Source organism: Sporolactobacillus shoreicorticis, from assembly GCF_024125445.1.
Lineage (GTDB): Bacteria > Bacillota > Bacilli > Bacillales > Sporolactobacillaceae > Sporolactobacillus > Sporolactobacillus shoreicorticis.
Map to the genome: position 1 here is coordinate 133,652 of NZ_JAMXWM010000007.1, position 18,066 is coordinate 151,717.

18 protein-coding genes and 2 riboswitches are annotated in these 18,066 nt (G+C 41.3%); of the genes, 9 read left to right on the forward strand and 9 right to left on the reverse strand.

Translation table 11 applies throughout. The annotated features are described in order from the left end of the window. The first annotated feature begins 16 nt into the window (after positions 1–16). Complete coding sequence (locus NIE88_RS08195) at positions 17–712, forward strand: YjjG family noncanonical pyrimidine nucleotidase (RefSeq protein WP_253061014.1); 696 nt, start codon at positions 17–19, stop codon at positions 710–712. Positions 713–767: 55 nt separating this feature from the next. On the opposite strand, the gene xerS is transcribed toward NIE88_RS08195, so the two are convergent. Continuing rightward, complete coding sequence (gene xerS, locus NIE88_RS08200; RefSeq protein WP_253061016.1) at positions 768–1,865, reverse strand: tyrosine recombinase XerS; 1,098 nt, start codon at positions 1,863–1,865, stop codon at positions 768–770. Between the two features lie 231 nt (positions 1,866–2,096). After that, a riboswitch (ZMP/ZTP riboswitch) is annotated at positions 2,097–2,180 on the forward strand. Positions 2,181–2,233: 53 nt separating this feature from the next. Here xerS and NIE88_RS08205 point away from each other — a divergent pair. Together NIE88_RS08205 and NIE88_RS22765 are read left to right on the forward strand one after the other, a co-directional pair. After that, complete coding sequence (locus NIE88_RS08205; RefSeq protein ID WP_253061018.1) at positions 2,234–3,121, forward strand: bifunctional 5,10-methylenetetrahydrofolate dehydrogenase/5,10-methenyltetrahydrofolate cyclohydrolase; 888 nt, start codon at positions 2,234–2,236, stop codon at positions 3,119–3,121. Beyond that, positions 3,108–3,284 (forward strand): cyclodeaminase/cyclohydrolase family protein, encoded by a 177-nt coding sequence (locus NIE88_RS22765; protein ID WP_373689417.1) that lies wholly within the window; start codon positions 3,108–3,110, stop codon positions 3,282–3,284. The genes NIE88_RS08205 and NIE88_RS22765 overlap by 14 nt, the downstream gene beginning before the upstream one ends. A 375-nt stretch (positions 3,285–3,659) precedes the next feature. On the opposite strand, the gene NIE88_RS08210 is transcribed toward NIE88_RS22765, so the two are convergent. Continuing rightward, entirely contained in the window at positions 3,660–4,217 is a 558-nt protein-coding gene (locus NIE88_RS08210) for a GNAT family N-acetyltransferase (protein WP_253061020.1), read from the reverse strand. Between the two features lie 377 nt (positions 4,218–4,594). Here NIE88_RS08210 and NIE88_RS22770 point away from each other — a divergent pair, with 377 nt between their 5' ends. After that, a complete protein-coding gene (locus tag NIE88_RS22770; protein WP_373689418.1) occupies positions 4,595–4,798 on the forward strand; it encodes a DUF975 family protein in 204 nt (67 codons plus the stop codon). Between the two features lie 229 nt (positions 4,799–5,027). Here NIE88_RS22770 and NIE88_RS08215 read toward each other — a convergent pair whose 3' ends face one another. Then, positions 5,028–5,876, reverse strand: coding sequence for a VOC family protein (locus NIE88_RS08215; RefSeq protein ID WP_253061022.1), 849 nt, complete (start codon positions 5,874–5,876; stop codon positions 5,028–5,030). A 230-nt stretch (positions 5,877–6,106) separates the two neighbouring features. On the opposite strand from NIE88_RS08215, the gene pepF reads away from it, so the two are divergent. Beyond that, positions 6,107–7,909: an oligoendopeptidase F gene (gene pepF, locus NIE88_RS08220; RefSeq protein ID WP_253061024.1), complete on the forward strand. Its 1,803-nt coding sequence runs from the start codon at positions 6,107–6,109 to the stop codon at positions 7,907–7,909. A gap of 85 nt (positions 7,910–7,994) precedes the next feature. Here pepF and NIE88_RS08225 read toward each other — a convergent pair whose 3' ends face one another. Next, a complete protein-coding gene (locus NIE88_RS08225; protein ID WP_253061026.1) occupies positions 7,995–9,734 on the reverse strand; it encodes a methyl-accepting chemotaxis protein in 1,740 nt (579 codons plus the stop codon). Positions 9,735–9,925: 191 nt separating this feature from the next. Here NIE88_RS08225 and spoIIP point away from each other — a divergent pair, with 191 nt between their 5' ends. Both spoIIP and mbcS read left to right on the forward strand, forming a co-directional pair. Then, the gene (spoIIP, locus tag NIE88_RS08230; RefSeq protein WP_253061028.1) at positions 9,926–11,053 is read left to right on the forward strand and encodes a stage II sporulation protein P; all 1,128 of its coding nucleotides are present in this window, start codon (positions 9,926–9,928) and stop codon (positions 11,051–11,053) included. A gap of 103 nt (positions 11,054–11,156) precedes the next feature. Continuing rightward, positions 11,157–12,749 carry an acyl-CoA synthetase MbcS gene (mbcS, locus tag NIE88_RS08235; RefSeq protein ID WP_253061030.1) on the forward strand — a complete coding sequence of 531 codons (1,593 nt, stop codon included), beginning with the start codon at positions 11,157–11,159 and terminating at the stop codon, positions 12,747–12,749. Between the two features lie 70 nt (positions 12,750–12,819). Here the strand turns inward: mbcS and NIE88_RS08240 are convergent, their stop codons facing one another. From NIE88_RS08240 to NIE88_RS08255, 4 genes are read right to left on the reverse strand one after another with little or no spacing between them, the layout of a single operon-like run. Next, complete coding sequence (locus NIE88_RS08240) at positions 12,820–13,587, reverse strand: SDR family NAD(P)-dependent oxidoreductase (RefSeq protein ID WP_253061031.1); 768 nt, start codon at positions 13,585–13,587, stop codon at positions 12,820–12,822. A gap of 44 nt (positions 13,588–13,631) precedes the next feature. Next, positions 13,632–14,459, reverse strand: coding sequence for an energy-coupling factor transporter transmembrane component T family protein (locus NIE88_RS08245; protein WP_253061033.1), 828 nt, complete (start codon positions 14,457–14,459; stop codon positions 13,632–13,634). Next, positions 14,392–15,867, reverse strand: a complete 1,476-nt coding sequence (locus tag NIE88_RS08250) for an ABC transporter ATP-binding protein (RefSeq protein WP_253061035.1) — start codon at positions 15,865–15,867, stop codon at positions 14,392–14,394. The genes NIE88_RS08245 and NIE88_RS08250 overlap by 68 nt, the downstream gene beginning before the upstream one ends. Beyond that, positions 15,854–16,450, reverse strand: coding sequence for an ECF transporter S component (locus NIE88_RS08255; RefSeq protein ID WP_253061037.1), 597 nt, complete (start codon positions 16,448–16,450; stop codon positions 15,854–15,856). The genes NIE88_RS08250 and NIE88_RS08255 overlap by 14 nt, the downstream gene beginning before the upstream one ends. Positions 16,451–16,546: 96 nt before the next feature. Continuing rightward, positions 16,547–16,642: riboswitch (TPP riboswitch) on the reverse strand. Positions 16,643–16,818: 176 nt separating this feature from the next. Here NIE88_RS08255 and NIE88_RS08260 point away from each other — a divergent pair. Continuing rightward, entirely contained in the window at positions 16,819–17,370 is a 552-nt protein-coding gene (locus NIE88_RS08260) for a hypothetical protein (RefSeq protein ID WP_253061039.1), read from the forward strand. 80 nt (positions 17,371–17,450) lie between these two features. After that, the gene (locus tag NIE88_RS08265) at positions 17,451–17,654 is read left to right on the forward strand and encodes a hypothetical protein (protein ID WP_253061041.1); all 204 of its coding nucleotides are present in this window, start codon (positions 17,451–17,453) and stop codon (positions 17,652–17,654) included. On the opposite strand, the gene NIE88_RS08270 is transcribed toward NIE88_RS08265, so the two are convergent. Beyond that, positions 17,651–18,037 (reverse strand): YppE family protein, encoded by a 387-nt coding sequence (locus tag NIE88_RS08270; RefSeq protein WP_253061043.1) that lies wholly within the window; start codon positions 18,035–18,037, stop codon positions 17,651–17,653. The genes NIE88_RS08265 and NIE88_RS08270 overlap by 4 nt on opposite strands. Positions 18,038–18,066 lie beyond the last annotated feature (29 nt).

Genomic DNA, 18,066 nt, shown 5'->3' on the forward strand with positions numbered 1-18,066 from the left:
AAATGAGGGAAAATCAATGAACCATTACAAATATTTATTTTTTGATGTTGATAATACATTACTTGATTTTAATGCTGCAGAAGAGTTAGCTCTTCAAAGGCTATTTGATGATCAGCATATTAACTTAACCACTGAGATTGAACGTTACTATAAAGAAATGAACAAAGGATTGTGGAGAGATTTCGAAAATGGAAAAATCGATCGTGATGAATTGGTTAACACGCGTTTCGCTAAATTATTTAAAGCCTTTGGCAGAGATGTTGATGGCGTTACAATGGAACAGAATTATCGCCGCTTTCTGAACGAAGGTCATCAGCTTGTCAGTGGCGCTCGTCAATTATTACTTCGTTTAAAAGAACGCTTTGACTTGTACATTGTAACAAACGGTGTTGCTGAAACGCAGCGCAAACGGCTGCAAGATTCCGGTTTGACTCCGTTCTTTAAACAGATTTTTGTCTCAGAGGATTCGGGATATCATAAACCAGATCCCCGTTTTTTTCACTACGTTTTTAAGCATATTCCTTGTTTTAGGGCAGACCATGGGCTTATCGTCGGCGACTCATTAATCTCCGATATCCAGGGAGGAAGTCATGCAGGACTTAAAACGTGTTGGTTCAACGCAAAACATCAGAACAATGAGCTTGATGTAAAGCCAAACTACGAGATACATAAGCTTGATGAACTTTATGCCATTCTGCAACCAAATGAATAAAGGAGAGTACCTAAGGTTACTGAATAATATTTATGTAAACTAATTAACTGGAAAATTATTCTGAACCATGTTGCTGGTCAAAATGATTATCCATATGATCAACAGCACGCTTTAGTTCATCGTTTGAGAGATGCGTATAGATCATTGTTGTCTGGATTGCTGAATGGCCGAGTTGGCGGCGCAGTTTTGGTATATCGTTATTTTCTGCCTGGTAGCGTGTTGCGAACGAGTGACGCAGCTTATGAACAGAAAGTGAAGGCTTCCCGAACGCAATCGCATACTTTTTCACTAGATTTTCGATGGATCGGGCACTGAGCCTGCGCGTTGTTCCTTTCGGCCCCATGGTTGCCGAGACGAACAGCGCCTGATTTGTATGCGGCAGCTTGTATTTTTTTGTACGTACTGCTATGTAATCTTCAAGATCAAGTCCTGCTTGTTCACTGAAAAATACATATTGCTCTTTATTTCCTTTACGAATGACGCGCACCATCCTTTTTTGAAAATCAACGTCATGCAGATCCAGACCGACGACCTCTGATAAACGAAGTCCAGAACCGAGAATCAATGAAACAATTGCGGTATCACGTTCTGCATTCAATGAATGGAAATTGAGCAGCTTCTGATTGTCTTTTATCACGGAACGGTAATCGTGTGCAACAAATTGGCGAAATGCTTCGTACTCATCATTCCAAAGAATCTTTCCGGCCATCTTCTGTGCAATGGTCTCTTGATCTTCTTTTATTTTATTGAATGCGATTTTAGCCATTACATTGCGTACAAGATAAGGCTTGAGATCGTTTGTCTCGGCAATATTTTGTAAATAATTAAACAGAGATTTCAATGAGGAAAGCTTGCGATTAATGGTGAATTTGTCATTACGTAAACGAAATTGAAGATGAGAAAGAAAATTTTCAATTACCTGAGGTGTTAATTTTTCAAGACAATCCAATGGAATATCAATGCGACTTCCTTGATAAAAGCCTTCAGAAATCAGCCAGTCAAAAAATATTAAATAATCATGGCAATAATTCAATAATGAACGCGGGGACATCACTCGCATTTTTTTATCTATATATTCGCGAACGTACCAGGGGAGCTGTGCTGTTTTCTCATCAATTCGGTCATAGAGGCGTGTTGCTCGCTCATCAGTCATAAAGAAAAGCTCCAATCACGTGGTATTATTTTACAGTCAAAAGTATAACACAAAGCAGGATAGATAACAATATTTTACGAAGTAAACAAACCTATAAAAGAACAATGACAGCGAAAATTGATAAATTCATTTCTTGTCTATGACATATATCATTAATCTATGAAATATATTTTATTTTCAGCACTATTCGTGTTATAGTGTAATCGATGAGTTATCTGTTACCTAATTGAATAAATTATGTGTGACTGGCGTAGCATGGGAAAACCATGAGGGAGCACATGATTATTAGATCAGCCGTACGCCTGGGCAAAGGATTTGGATATTTTTTCCGAATGCTTTTTTTATTTGCTTACGGAGGGCATAAACCAATGGGAAAACTGTTACAAACAAAGGGTATGGCCAAACAGATCTCTGGCCACTTGATCGCGGAAATTAAACGGATGAAAGAAGATGGAATTGACCCGACAATCGCTGTGCTCATCGTTCAAGGAGATCCTGCATCTGAATGTTACGCCAAAGTGAAACAAAGAATTGCTCGGCAACTCGGTATCCGCTATTTGCTCACATCTGTACATTCCAAAATCACCGAAACTGAACTGCTTGAAAAAATTAAATGGTTGAATCGCTGTCCGTCCATTCATGGAATTATTCTTGAATTGCCGCTTCCAAAACATCTTAATGCAAAAAAAATGGCATCTGCCATTGCGCCTGAAAAAGATGTTGACGGCCTGTCTCCGACAAATAAATTAGCATGCTTGACTGGTGATGAAGGATTATATTCGGCAACACCGCAATCGTGTATTCGGATACTTGATCATTTCGGCTATCCACTAAAAGGAAAAAATGTTGTATTGATTGGTTGTGGTGAGACGGTCGGCAAACCGCTTGTTCAGCTTTTACTGCGTGCAAATGCAACACTGACTGTGTGCCATGCCTATACAACGGATTTAAAAGATCATATTGCTAACGCAGATATCTTGATCACTGCTGTAGGAAAGAAAGATTTGATCACATCAGATATGGTGCATCATGACCTGGTGATTGTCGATGCTGGAATAAATGAAACAGAGGGTGGCATCGTCGGAGATGTGAAGCCTGAAGTATCAGAATTTGTAAAGGCATTTACTCCTGTTCCGGGTGGGGTAGGAAAAATAACCACAATGATTTTATTTGAAAATCTGGTAAAAGCCGTTCAGCTTCAAGAAAATAAAAAAAGCATTGAAAAAAGAGAGGTTCAGCGAAGTGAAAGCCTTTGACCAAACGATCCGACGATTTATCGAGGCCGCAGGTTCCTCATCGCCAACGCCTGGTGGAGGTAGTGTTGCCGCAATTTGTGCAGCATTAGGAGCCTCCATGGGGTCCGTGGTTGCATGTTTATCGAACGGTCCAAAGTTTGACAGCAATAAAATAATAAGATGAATTAAATTGCGTATCAAATGCAAACAGCAATACAAGTCTTTGAAGAGCTTGCAAAACAGGGGTATGATTTCATTTGATGAATTTATGAACGTATTGAAACTGCCCAAAGAAAATATTGGAGTTATAAAGTTTCCCTTAAATTACTTCGTCAAAATTATATTTTACGTAGTAATATTCAGGCGTATGATACATCTCTTTTTTATATAAATTTCATAGCTTTAAATCCAAGAATGTTCTACTTACCGATCATTGCTCCTCCTTAAATCTAAACAGCTTCCGTTTATTTCAAAGAAATTAAAAGCAAGCATTCTTTAAACGTTAACTAATCATTTTCCAAACCTGTTTGGAGTTTGGGAGATAATTAAAAATCATTTTCTAAATCTGCCCATCATATAAATAAACATTATAATAATAATATTTTCCATCTGAAAGAATTCTATCCTTTTTTATCAGGCCTTCGATTTCAAAACCAAGTTTCTTATACAGTTCAATCGCATTCTTATTCGTTTCCAAAACACCATTTAGCACAATTAGCACAATTTTTTTAACGCCATTGGTGTCAGCCCACGAAATTGTCTTTTTCATAAGTTTTTTTCCAATCCCAAATCCCCAGAAATGCTTCAATACACCTAATCCGAATTCCACTTTATGAGCGAATCGTTTTAATTCGTAACTCGCGCATCTTGAGTAACCTGCTAAACGCCCATCTACTTCTGCAACTAAAAATAAGTTTCTGGGATGATTCGTATCTATTTTAATTATCTTTATAAATCCTTCCCTGTCTATGAGCGCTTCCCCCCTTCTGTCCATATGCTCTGTTTCGCCATCAATCTGTGCCCTCAGCTCAGACAAACGTTCTGCGTCACTTTCAACAGCAGATCTAATCGTATAATGTAATCTTTTAACAGTGAATGCGTGCTGATTAATAATCATGATCTCACTCCATTCCAATTTAAAACTAACGGCAGACAGATGCCCATCATATCATAAGCAAACTAATTTGTTTATGATAAATCAAATATGCGTTTCTAAAACTTAATAAAGTTTAAAGCCATTGGGATTGGTTCCTCATTTTTTCTGGTGCAAAGCTTAATTGGAAGCCTTAATTCAATGTCTTTGACATATACTCTGACAACCTCACCTGTTTCTAACTCGTTCTTTACTGCAAGTTTAGGGACAAGCATTTGCAAGTTGCTGTTTATTGGTACTTCATAAATCTGATTCGCGGACAGAATGTAAAGATCTCATTTCTATTTAAGATTTACCAGCATGGAAAAAAAGCCGTTAAATTAATTTGGACAAATGTATTCATGACCATTTTAATCTTACTATGGTTTTTCGTATTGATTGTTCCCGGAATTATCAAGACTTTTTCATACGCTCAAGTGTACTTCGTCCTTAAAGACCATCCGAATTATTCAGCAAGTAAAGCCATCAAAGAAAGCAAGAAATTAATGAAGAGCTTTAAGTGGAAGTTTTTCCTTCTCAATCTAAGTTTTGGTGGTTTTTGCTGATCATACCTACGATTGCCGGAATCTTCGCGGCTGGAATCATTGGCTTTATGATCTCAATAACATCATTGCTTATCTGCTAATTGCCATCGGAATCTTCGGCAGTATCTGGCTGTATCTTTGGCTGCTTCCTTACTACTACACTTCCTTGGCCATGTTTTATGAATATCTGCGTGTTAATCAATCTTAAACACAAAACCGTCTGATAAGGTCAGGCGGTTTTGTGTTTAGGTTATACAGCAAGTTCAAGTTTAATTCCAGATGGGTCTTTGGCAAACGTATGCCCCTCTGTTTGTTCAATGAATACACCAAGTTTTATCAATCGATCAATCGCTTCGCGACGTGTTTGCCTGTCTGGAAAAATCAGCCGGTAATAATTTAAACCGATATGTGCCCCCTCTTGAACGGGTACGCCTCTGCTATTCCAAACGTTCAGTCCAAGATGGTGATGATAGCCGCCAGTTGATATGAAATCAGCATAGGGCTCATAAGCGGCAGCAAGATTAAAACCTAGTCCATTAAGATAAAATTTTTCTGCTTCTTTCAAGTTAGCGACTTGCAAATGAAGATGCCCCATGATCGTTTCTTTTGAGAGTCCTGTCCAAGATTCTCCGTTCAATTCGTCAAGCAAATGTTTATCCATTGCATTGGTTGGCATAAACACACGTCCGTTCTCCCACTTCCATTTCTCAGATGGACGATCACAATAAATTTCTACTCCGTTGCCATCCGGGTCGTTCAGATAAAGGGCCTCACTGACTGCATGATCAGCACCTCCGACGAGCGGATATTCTTCTTTCAATAAATGAGCCATCACAGCTGCCAGATCTTTTCGAGTCGGTACCCGTAATGCAAGGTGATAGAGTCCGGAACTTCGTCTGTTTTGAGGAAGCACATTGATCGTTTGTTCCACTGTTATTAATGGATCTGAACCGTTCGCTGCGAATGTGACGATTTTTTTTGTCTCTTTTAACACACGCAAACCAAGTACACCGGAATAAAAATCCTTTGAACGTTCTGTATTCTGTACATACAAGTTTACTTGATCCACATACGTATTTGGTGCTTTGTGAAAGTTCATCTAAACTCCTCCGATATGTCTTCTTTGTTTATATAACTAAGAACTCAATAATTACTTTATATAAGTAAATATAATTTAATTAGTTATAGATGTCCATTAATCTTTCTTTTAAGAAAATCAAAAACCCTGCAGACAAGGTCCACATGTATGAATTTGAAAACAGACTTTATCCGTTTGATTAAGCCGGCTATGATAAAATAGAAATCATTAAGATAAATTGGAGGATAGATATGGATCATCGTTTATCGAGAAATCAGGTACCGATTGGCGAAACATGGAATTTAACCGATCTCTTTCCCACGCGAAAGGCGTTTCAAAGTGAACGAAATGCCTTGCTTCAGAAGTCTGAAGAATTAGCAAAGCTTAAGGGCAAACTTGCAGCAAATGGTTCATCACTCCTGCGCGCCCTCGATCAATATTTTGACTTTTCCGCACGATTGTGGCGGCTGTCAGCTTATGTTAGTCTGAAGCAATCTGCTGACAGTACTGCTCCTGAAAATCAGGCAGACGCAGCGCGTGTCGATGCGGCAAATGCTCAAATAGACACAACTTTATCTTTCTTTGAGGATGAATTAATGAATTTGGATGCCGGGCAATGGGCCGCTTTAGTAGATGAAGAAGCCGCTCTTCAAGCATATCAACCCTATATTCAAAAATTATTCGCTCGAAAATCGTACCGCCTCCATCCTGAAGCGGAGAAAACGATCAAAGCATTATCCGAGGTTCTGGAAGCCCCTTATGCGATCTACACGCGCAGCAAGCTCGCAGATATGCCATTTCAATCGGTGACTGATGGTAAAGGTGTGGCGTTGCCGATGTCGTTTACTCTTTATGAAAACAGATATGCTTCAACAAGTGATCCAATTTTAAGAAGAAATGCCTATGAATCCTTTACTCAGTCATTAGATGCCTATAAAAACACCTTTGCTTCCGTCTATGCTGCCGAAGTAGCAAAGACAGTTGCTATTGCAAAACTGCGCGGTTATACTTCTGCAACTGACTATTTGCTTCAGCGTCAATTGGTTAGCGAAACGATGTATAACAATCAATTGGATATTATATATAAAGAGCTCGCACCGCACATGCGGCGGTATGCGAAACTGAAAAGGAAAACTCTCGGATTGAAGGAAATGAAGTACGCCGACCTTCTTGCGCCGATTGATCATTCAGACCCACAGACAACTTTTGAAGAAAGCAAACAGGCAATTCTTGAAGCATTAAAGATCATGGGGCCCGAGTATCATGACATCATAAAAGAAGGCTTTAACAATCGATGGGTCGACTATGGTGACAATGTCGGCAAATCAACCGGAGGATTCTGTGCGTCACCGTATGGTATTCATTCCTATATTTTAATGACCTGGACCGGAGATATACGCAATATCTTGACGCTTGCACATGAATTCGGCCATGCCGGCCATTTTATGCTGGCACAAAGATATCAAAAAATGGCCAACTACCGTCCTTCACTCTTTTTCATTGAAGCACCGTCGACAATGAATGAATTGATTCTCGCCCACTATTTAAAAAAGTATGCAGAATCAGATCAAATGAAGCGTTCGGTGGCTGAACGCCTGCTGAGTACTTATTATCACAACTTTGTCACACACTTGCTGGAAGGCGTTTATCAACGCAAAGTGCTTCATCTTGCCGAGACCGGCGAAGCGCTCACTGCTTCAAAATTAACTGAATTATTCTATGAAACACTGCAAGGATTCTGGGGTGATTCGGTTCAGCTTGAAGAACGTGACGGATTAACCTGGATGCGTCAGCCTCACTACTATTCGGGGCTCTACTCGTATACGTATTCCGCAGGCTTGACTGTCGCCACCGCGGTTGCCGAGCAAATTGAGAATGAAGGCAGACCAGCAATTGATCGCTGGTTGTCCGTGCTCAAGGAAGGCGGACGTCTTACTCCGCGGCAATTAACTGAGAAGGCACATGTTGATATTCTGAATTCCGACACAATCCGCCGAGCGGTCGCCTACGTTGGAACATTGATTGATGAGCTGCAAACGACAACGGTTAAATAAAATTCGTAGAAGCAAAAAAAGCGAACCTATTTCGGTTCGTTCTTTTCTGCTTCTCTTTTTCATCAATTCGATCTACTCATTTTCCTTATACTTTAAAACGTTTCATCAATTGATCAAAATGATCGGATGTTTCTGCAAGTATTTTCGACTCACTTGCTACCGCACGCATTGTTTTCTCAATCCGGTTCATTGATTGGTTAACATTGGCAACCCGTGCGGATGATTCTTGTGAAACAGCAGCAACGGCATCAATTGATTCTTTCATCTGATAGCCGATTTGATTCACTTCATGAAGTCTTTCGGTTAACCGATCCATGCTATCACCAATATTCTGTGCTTCCGAATGAATAGATATCAGCGCATCTCCAGTGCTCTTGATCTGTTTTACTCCCGATCGTACCTGCTCTCCACTGATGACTAATGCTTGTTCAACAGCCTCTGAACCATTATGAATACCTCGCAACTTGTTGGCCATATCTTTTGCAGATTCAGTTGTCTGGATGGAAAGCTTGCGGATTGACTCAGCGATGACCGTAAATCCTTTTCCATATTCTCCGGCTCGTGCTGATTCGATCGTTGCATTCAGAGCAAGCAAGTTGGTTTGACCGGCAATATGCTCAATCATTTCAATTAAGTGATTTAAATCTTTAAGTCGAACCTTAAAATTGCCCATTTCATCCCGTGCTTTTAAAACACTTGACTCAATCTGTTTCATGTTTTTCTGAGATTGATCAATAAGTTTTGTTCCTTCTTCAGTCAAATGTGAAGCGTTGAGCGCCTTATTCAAAACGATCGACAACGTGCCGACTTCCTGATCAAGTTTATTCATGAATTCTTCAGTAAACTGAGCAATATTACTCGTATTTGTTGCTTGATTTTCCAATCCTGCTGAAATCTCATTCGTTGCCTCTGCCATCTCTCTGCTTTCATCAGATACTGATTTTGTTGAGGTAATCAATGTCCTGCCGCTGTTTTTCGTATTGAGTGCGGCCGCACGAATCATTTGAATCATATCAAGTAAGTTATGTTTCATTTTTTCAATAGATTCTGCAATGAGTCCGAGTTCATCTTTATTATGTACACTTTGTTCCTGACCATCTCCTACTCTTAAATCACCGGAGGCTATTTTATTCGTTGACGCAATGACACGTGTAAATGATGCTTTCGTTTGTTTGCTGATCCACAGGGTAACCGCGGAACTTAGGACAATGGTTAAAAGAACACTTGCTACCAGAAACACCATTGATCCGATAACCTGTTTTCGAATATTTTCCATTGCGATTTTTTCTTCAGTCAGGACCGATTCACGTAATTTGCTGACATTGTTTATAATCTGATTCTGGATCTTGTTCTGTTCCTCATGAACCTGTGCTGTTTTCTGCTTATCGTTCATGAGCACCGCCGGAACGAATTCACTTTGAAATAAGTTGAAGGTACGCGCGTCCGCACTCATAATTTGTGAGAACCACTTTTTTTGTTCATTCGTATTCATGTACGGCTCAAGCTTTTTTTCCGCTCTCGTTAATTTCATCTGATCCTGAGAATAAAGCTTGACCGCTGCGTCACCCGGATTCAGTACATAATCAACGACTCTGGCATCTTTTGCGCGAAACAGTGAACCGATTTCCGTAATTTGTGCCGCTCGTTCCCCTGCTCTTTGGGCATCCTCCGCCCTTTGCATCGTTTGATAGAGCAGCACCGCCGACATTGCTGCAGAACTAAGCATGAGGATTAATACAATCCATAAACCGATTGAAAATTTCATGCTGATGGTCAGCTGAAGCCGAGACCATGACGGTTTATTTCGTTTAAAAATGTTCTTCAACCCAATCCCTCCGCTTTTGAGCCTTTCTCTCTACTCTATTAGTATTTATGGAAATGACCGTTGGAAAAAGCCTTTTATTGTAAATTTAGTGTAAAAATAAATTTACAAAAATTTATAGCCACTATTTTCATAAAAAAATAGAAAAAACACGTCTATCTTTTCCCCTATCTTTCATAGATTAATAGAGCAGCTTGGCTAAAACAGAAGATGGGGAGGGACACCACCTGAGAAAACTTAATCAACCAAATATGTTGCATCAATCCATTACTCGTAATCTGTTCTATCATTACTTTTTTGTCCTGATCCTGATTTACGGCCTTGCCGTTATCGTCGGCTTAAGTCAAATCAAGATTAGTTTTATCGAAGATGCGATGCAAAAGGCGGACTTGCCGGCACAAGTCCTGCTCACTGAAACATTCGGAAATGAAAATATAGTTTATAATCATGCGATTAAGAAGCAAGATCGTCCAAAAACTGTCTATCATCTCTTATTTGAGGCTATGACTGAACTTCATTTTGATGATAATCGCAGTCTTTTCGGCTCGGAGCTTCCAGGATTTACCGTGTATAACACGCGCATTTTTGTTGCCGGAAAAGGACTAAATTATAACACGCTGCCAAAAGACAACCCTCCATCTCCGGAAATTAATATCAAGACACCTTCTCCGAAGAAGCCTTCTGAGGAAGAAGATAACGCAAGTAAGTCGAATGAAAAGCTCAAAAAAACAGTATTGATTTACCATACTCACCCATGGGAATCATACAATCCGATTAATAACGGTCAAGTAACAACGACCGACCCTGATAAGAGTGTGGCACTTGACGGAAATGAAATTGAAAAAGTGTTAAGCCAGAATGGGATCGGTTCAGAACATCTGATCAAGCAAGGATGGGGCTATAATGTCGCTTATCAAAGTTCCAGAGCAATGGTTCAGAAGGCTATGAAGAAAACGCCAAGTCTCAATTATTTGATTGATATTCATCGGGACTCATCGGGAAGAAGCATCACGACAATGAAGATCGGCAGCACTTCTTATGCCAGGATCAGCATCATCATTGGAGAGGCAAATCCTAATTACTCAGCTAATCTTTATTTAGCGAAAAAAATAAAAACAGAATTGGATAAGAAGTATCCGGATCTGGTTCGCGGAATCGTCGGCAAGACAAAACTTACTGGAAACGGAATCTACAACCAAGACCTGTCTAAGAATGCCATTCTCGTTGAAATTGGTGGAGTGGATAATAATTTACAAGAAATTACGCGCAGTTCAAAAGCATTCGGAGAAGCCTTAGCACAAGTGATCAATCAGAATAAATGAAAATAGTTGCAATATTTAGCACCAGGTATTAATATTAAGATATAATATTGATCTTGAGACCTGTTCTCGAGGAGATAAACTTCAGAGAGTTGAGTGATCACATATGGAATTGACAGATCTTATTGCACCGCAGAAATATAATTTAATTAGTGAAATTGACCGGTTTGATTCCGACCGGATTGCCCTACTTTGGGAAAGTGAAGACGGTGAAAAACAATCAGTTAGCTATCATGAACTGATTCAAAAAGGCAAACGTTTTGCAAATGTATTAAACAAATTGGGAATTAAAAAAGGCGATAAAGTAATGACAATTGTGCCGAGAATTATTGATGCCTACGTCATTTATTTAGGCGCGCTAAGAGCAGGTATTGCGGTCATTCCCGGATCCGAGATGCTTCGTTCAGGCGACATCAGTTTTCGAATCAATCAAGGCGAAGCAAAAGCAATCATTACTTATAAAGATTTTACTGAACAAGTAGATAATATTCAGGAAAAAATGCCTTCTTTGAAGCATAAGATTTCTGTTGCCGGCGAGACAGACGGATGGCTCTCAATGGACAGCTTGATGGACGAAGTAACCGACTCATATACAACGGTTGATACGGATAAAGATGATATGGCGTTCCTTACCTACACATCAGGGACGTCCGGCACACCTAAAGGTGTTGTCCATACGCATGCATGGGCCTACGCGCATCTCAGAATCGCGCCGAAGCGCTGGCTCAACATCAAGGAAGGCGACATTGTATGGGCAACTGCAGGACCCGGATGGCAAAAATGGATTTGGACCCCCTTCCTTTCAATTCTCGGAAAGGGTGTTACAGGGCTGGTTTATTTTGGCCGCTTTCATCCGGAAAAACAGCTTCAGCTGCTTCAGGATTATAAAGTCAATGTGCTCTGCTGTACACCTACCGAATACCGGCTGATGTCAAAAGTAGATCATTTGGCTGACTACGATCTTTCACAGCTTCATACGGCTTGTTCCGCAGGCGAAGCATTGAATCGAGGAGTGATCGACATTTTCAAAGAAACCTTTGATCTTCAACTGAAAGATGGCTATGGTCAAACAGAGAGCACACTGCTTATCGGTACTTTAGTAGGTAAAGAAGTGCGAATCGGGTCTATGGGTCAGCCGATCCTCGAAGAATTTATTACCATTATTGATGAAGACGGTAATCAAGTGCCGGCTGGTGTTGTAGGCAATATCGCAGTTCGTCGCGACTTCCCTGCCCTCTTTAAAACTTATTATCAGCAGCCCGACCGTTATCAGGCGGCTGTTATTGGCGACTACTTCCTGACTGGAGACCGAGCATCACGTGACAAGGATAACTATTTTTGGTTTCAAGGCAGACGTGACGACGTGATCATCAGTTCAGGATATACAATCGGACCGGCCGAGGTTGAAGATGCACTCCTGAAACATGAGGCAATTAAAGATTGTGCCGTGGTTGCAAGTCCTGATGCGATCCGAGGCAACATAGTTAAGGCTTTCGTTGTTTTAAAAGATGGGTATTCTGAAAATCCGTCACTGATTCCACAACTGCAAAAATTTGTAAAGAATCAGACAGCACCTTATAAATATCCTAGAGCAATCGAATTTGTATCCGAGCTGCCTAAAACTGTATCTGGTAAAATCATGCGTTCCACACTTCGTGATCTTGAAGTGCGTCGTGCAGCCGAAAAACAAAGTGATTGAATCAAACCAAAGACAGTAAAACCCCCGAAGGGATCGATAAATTTTCTGATCCCTTCGGGGGTTTTTGCGTTCACTTCTTTTTCGGTTTTGTGACCATTCGAACAGCTTTTGCCCCCCAATTTCTCGGCAGCAGCTTTGCAGCGATTGCACCGGCATAATTAAGTGAGCCGGTGATGGCGACCTGTTTTCCTTTCATTAATGCTCGATAGCCGATTGATGCAACGGCAGCAACATCCATCGTATGGCTGAACATTTTGATGTTCTCTGCATGGGCTACCGCTCCAAACTGTGTATGCGTAGGTCCTGGACAAAGTGCAGTAACAGTAACTCCGCTTCCGCTCAGTTCTTCAGAAAGCGCTTCAGAAAGCGACAGAACGTATGCCTTGCTCGCAAAATAAACAGCCATAAACGGTCCCGGCTGATAAGCGGCAGTGCTTGCCACATTCATGATTTTACCCGAACTGCTCCGGAGATCAGGCAGGAAATAGTACGTAAGCTCCGTTAGTGCTGTACAATTCAATTGAATCATGTTGCTTTGACGCTCAATTGGCAGGGATTGAAATGCACCGACGAGACCGAACCCAGCATCATTAATCAGCAGATCAACGTTTAAACCAATTTGTTTTACCTCATCATACACTTCTTTTGCAGCCCCTGGCTTGCTTAAATCCTTAGTGATTACAGTAACTGAAAGAGCGGGCCATGCCGCTTTCATTGCTTCCATTTTTTCTTTACTGCGTGCGACAAGAATTAAGTCATAATGATCGGTTGCTAACCGTTCGGCCAAAGCGTTACCAATTCCGCTCGACGCGCCGGTCACTAAGGCGGTTTTTTTCATGAGTGCTCCACTCCATTCTAATCTTTATGATGCACTTTGACTCATTAATGATCAAGTACATTCGTAAACGGAGTAAGCGGGAAATAAGCTGAAAAAAGAAATCCCGAGGTCACGGTCAATAACAGGATGACTACAAAAAAAATATCGTTCCTGCTCCATCCGATCTCATAAAAATAAGTTCGCTTCTCAGTCATTGAAAATCGTTTGGCCTCCATGGCAATGGCTGTCCGCTGTGCACGGCGAATAGACTGGGCAAGCATTGTGATTGTATATCGGGTCATTCGTTCCCAGAATACCCTGATCCCCTTCTGGCGCGTCATACCTCGAACGCGCATCGCCTGACAAATGTGCATGAACTCTTCTGCCATGATCGGAATCATTCGAAATGCAGCCAAGCATCCGTAGGCATAGCGAACCGGCACTCTCAATTGCTGCATCAATGAATAGAAAAAAGGAACCGGGAGTGTCGTTGTTGCGAAAATCATTCCAATTAAACTGAATGTAAATGTTCTGAGGCCAAGCAGTATTCCCCGAGCCAGGCTTTCCTGTGTGATCAGAATAAGCGATTGATGATAGATAATATGGCTTCCTTTGCCGAATAGAATCATGGCCGACGCACTGAAGATCGAGACAATTAATGTAATGAGTACAAACCAAAATGACCATTTGCCCGATAGTCCACTGACAAAATAATAAAGAATTAAAAAGAACATGGATGCCCAAATCATTGTATTTAAATTCTGTACAAAAAGATACACAAGGAACAGCGAAGAAATGAGAATAAATTTTAGACTGGGATTGATTTTAAAAAATAACGTGTTCGTGTTCGTCAAAACCGTATCCAGAGCGCCTCTCCCCCTTGTCGCCTTCATTCCTCGTATCCTTGATCAGTTTCCCTTGATCAATGGTCAGCGTGCGTGTCGCAAAACGGCTGACAATCTCCATTTCATGAGTAACCATAATAATCGTCGTCCCGTCTCGCCTCAATTGTTGAAACAGGTCTAATAAGGCAAACGTGTTTCGTGCATCCTGTCCAAACGTCGGTTCGTCCAAAATCAGAACATCGGGATGATTAATCATCGCAGAGGCGACGCTGAGTCTCCGTTTTTGACCGATTGAAAGCTGAAACGGATGCTGAAGCCGCTGGTCTTTAAGGGCATAGCGTTCCAAAGCCCGATCAACTCTGTGCGTGATTTCATCCTCACTAATTTTTTTTATGCGGAGACTAAAAGCGAGTTCATCCTCGACGCTGTCCGCAACAAACTGATACTCAGGATTTTGAAAAACAAACTGCACATGGTCCTCGGGATGCGCAAAGTTCCAATGCAGTTTTCCTTTAGTACGCAGAAGTCCCATAATCCCTTCAATCATTGTACTTTTGCCGGCGCCGTTTTCACCAATGATTGCGATCCATTCCCCGCGATGGATGGTGAGTTCTTCAATGGAAAGTCTCACGTATTTCTGACGCAGCACTTCCAAATGATTCAGTTCAAGGATGGGCTCAGCAAATGTATGATCACACTTTTCAATTTGTTTCTGCTCATATCCATGCCAAACACCTGGATGCCAAATACCAAAATCATCAAGCTTTTTTTTGTAGTGTGTCAGAATCGTTTCTTTGGGACCATCCGCAAAAATTTCCCCATTATGATTGAACAAGACAACACGATCAATAAAATCAAGGACATGATCGATTTTATGCTCGACGATCATCAACGTACGGCCGATTCCGATACGCCGAACCGTTTGCCAAAGCTGTACCGTCCCCTTCGGATCAAGCAATGCAGTTGGCTCATCTAAAAAGAGTACATCGGGCTCAAGAGCGAGCACGCTGGCAATGGCCAAACGCTGCTTCATACCACCTGAAAGTGTGCGGATCAATTGATGATTGTTCTCCAATTTAAGATCGACCATATCCACATAATGTTGGATTAATTGAGGCATTCGAGCACGTGGAATGCTTCGATTTTCAAGTACAAAGGCAATTTCTTCATCGACATAGGGCATACAAAACTGCGTGTCGGGATCTTGAAAGATAAATCCCCAATTACCCGGTACAGCATGCCGATCGGCACGCATCGGCAATTCAATACTGCCCGGAACAAGACCGGAAAGTACTTGCAAAAGTGTTGATTTTCCGCAGCCGGAAGGCCCCAGCAGTAAAATTTTTTCACCCTTGTGATAATCCAAGGAAAGATCCTTAAAAAGCATCGATTTCTTCTTCGGAAATGCGAGACGCAGATTGGTGACGCCCCAGCCTTTCCGATCATTTAAGGACATCGTAATCTTCCTTAGTCACCGGCCGCAGCGATTGAGTAACGCCTGTCTTTTCCAGACCTTTAACTAACACATATGGGAAAAGGCCGGAAAAAAGGACAGACCCAATGACACGGAACACTAAGTACAGCACCAGGTTCCAGCCTGCGAGAAGCGGAAGATAGGCATAGCCTGCGTCCAAGATGATCGACGCGATCAGCGCGGCAAATGCGGATAAGGAAGCGACACCGATTGAGAATTTCTTATAGCGCCATGCAGCAAAAACAGCCTCTGAAAACGCACCTTGAAGTAAACCATAATAAAGATTAATGACACCACCGCTTCCCGCAAAAAGCATTTCTGCAAGCGCTGCCGCTGTTTCGGCAAGAAATGCAACACCCGGTTTGCGAATGAGTAACGCAGCAAACGGAGCCGCGATGAACCAGATTCCATAAAGCAGCGCATCAAGATGCAGACCAAATGGCTTTACTAAGTCATAAACCGGTCCAAGCAGCCGAAAAACCAGTCCGAAGACAAGGGCAATGACGATCGTTACAAGAATGTCTGATAAATTCAGTTTTAAACTCGTGTTCTTTTCCTTGCTCATTGTACTTCTCCCCCTCAAAATGCATTTAATGGTTCATCCGAAAAGGTGGCTGAAAGTATAAAAAACCGCTTTCAGCTATAGTGAAAGCGGCATTAGTTTCATCATAAACCACTTTCCTACGCTGGTATTACCCAGATCAGGTCCAAGGGTCGGGACAAAGCCCTCTCAGCAAAAGCACCCCTAGTGGACGAACTATTCAATACTTTTTAATTTACAGACTAACCATACTACATCCTCATCCATTCAGCAAGAAATAAGATGATTCATTTGGTTATTTTATTGAGATTAACTCAATAAAGCCATATCGCAAGTGAATAGAAATTGATGAGCAGCGTCAAGCTAAGAAAAAAGTATTGGAGTTCTTGTACATGCGTCGAGTGAAACAGCTGCAATTCTTAGTTCACGTTAATGTTCTGCTGCTTTTGTTTCTTTTTCCTGCGGTAACACATGCTGCCAATATCAATCAACTTATAAAATCCGAGCCTTTTATAAGCAGCACGTTAATGAAACAAGAGTCAGATCTGATTGTTTTCACACATCTTGACCAGCAAGTGAGAAAATGGGCTACCGGGCAGCGATTGCCTTCCGGCGCGCGTTTTATCAATGCAGAACAAGTACTCCAGATTCATGAAGTATTACAAGGCCATGCACCATCACCATCCCTGCTGCTGACCACCGGCATTGATCCTCTCCCCGATCCGCACGACCCGTTAAACGAGCAATATACAGGACCGCTTGCAGACGGGGATTACGTTTTATTTCTCAAACAGTATCATGATTCACAGCGCTATGTTTTGAACGGTGGTTTCTGCGCCGTTTATCCTGTTGTCTCCGGGAAAATAATCGCACTGGATGAGGGCTTTAAGCAATTCTCCGGAATGACCGTATCTGAATTTAATCATTGGCTTTCATTACAATAATTAGCCGCTTCCTGATTTAAGGAATATTTTGATCGGACAAGCCATATAGTCTATTAAAAGCACTCGAGGAGGAACAGGCAGTGGAAAAAACCAATACAACACCATTCTCAAAAAAACAGGCGCAACTATCCGAACGAATGCAACAGTTTTCAAAGAAGGTCGACCGGCTTTCTGCCGAAGAATGCTTTGATTGGATGACTAAAGTCATGTACCGTGCCATTTTATTTCTTGGCATTCCTTATTTTCTTTATGTTCTTGTCTCATTTATTCGAATGGTCAGTTAAAGTTCCGTTTGATCTTGATCCAGCTGATCCAATATATTGCTTAACACGTAGTCGATTGACTTAATCGTTTCATAGAATCTTCTTTTTCGTGTATCCTTTTGAAAAGCAGTGACGCAAACAATAGCAAGATTATCGTAGGTATCTTTAATCTGGATTGGAAACACATACCTTGGTTTGGTCGTTTTCACCCATGCATCGGCAAGTGGGCGCCAGACATCAAGCACACGCTGCATTTCATCTGCAAACGGTTTTACTTCACTATAAAAGTCCGTTTGATAGTCTGCTGCTTGCGTTCGTTCTGAAAATTGCTGGTATGCGGTTTGATTTAACTGCTGTAATCGATTTGTTGCCTCTTTTAATTTAATTGCTGCTTCTGCCTGCAAGGATCATTCACTCCATTAATTTATATCTA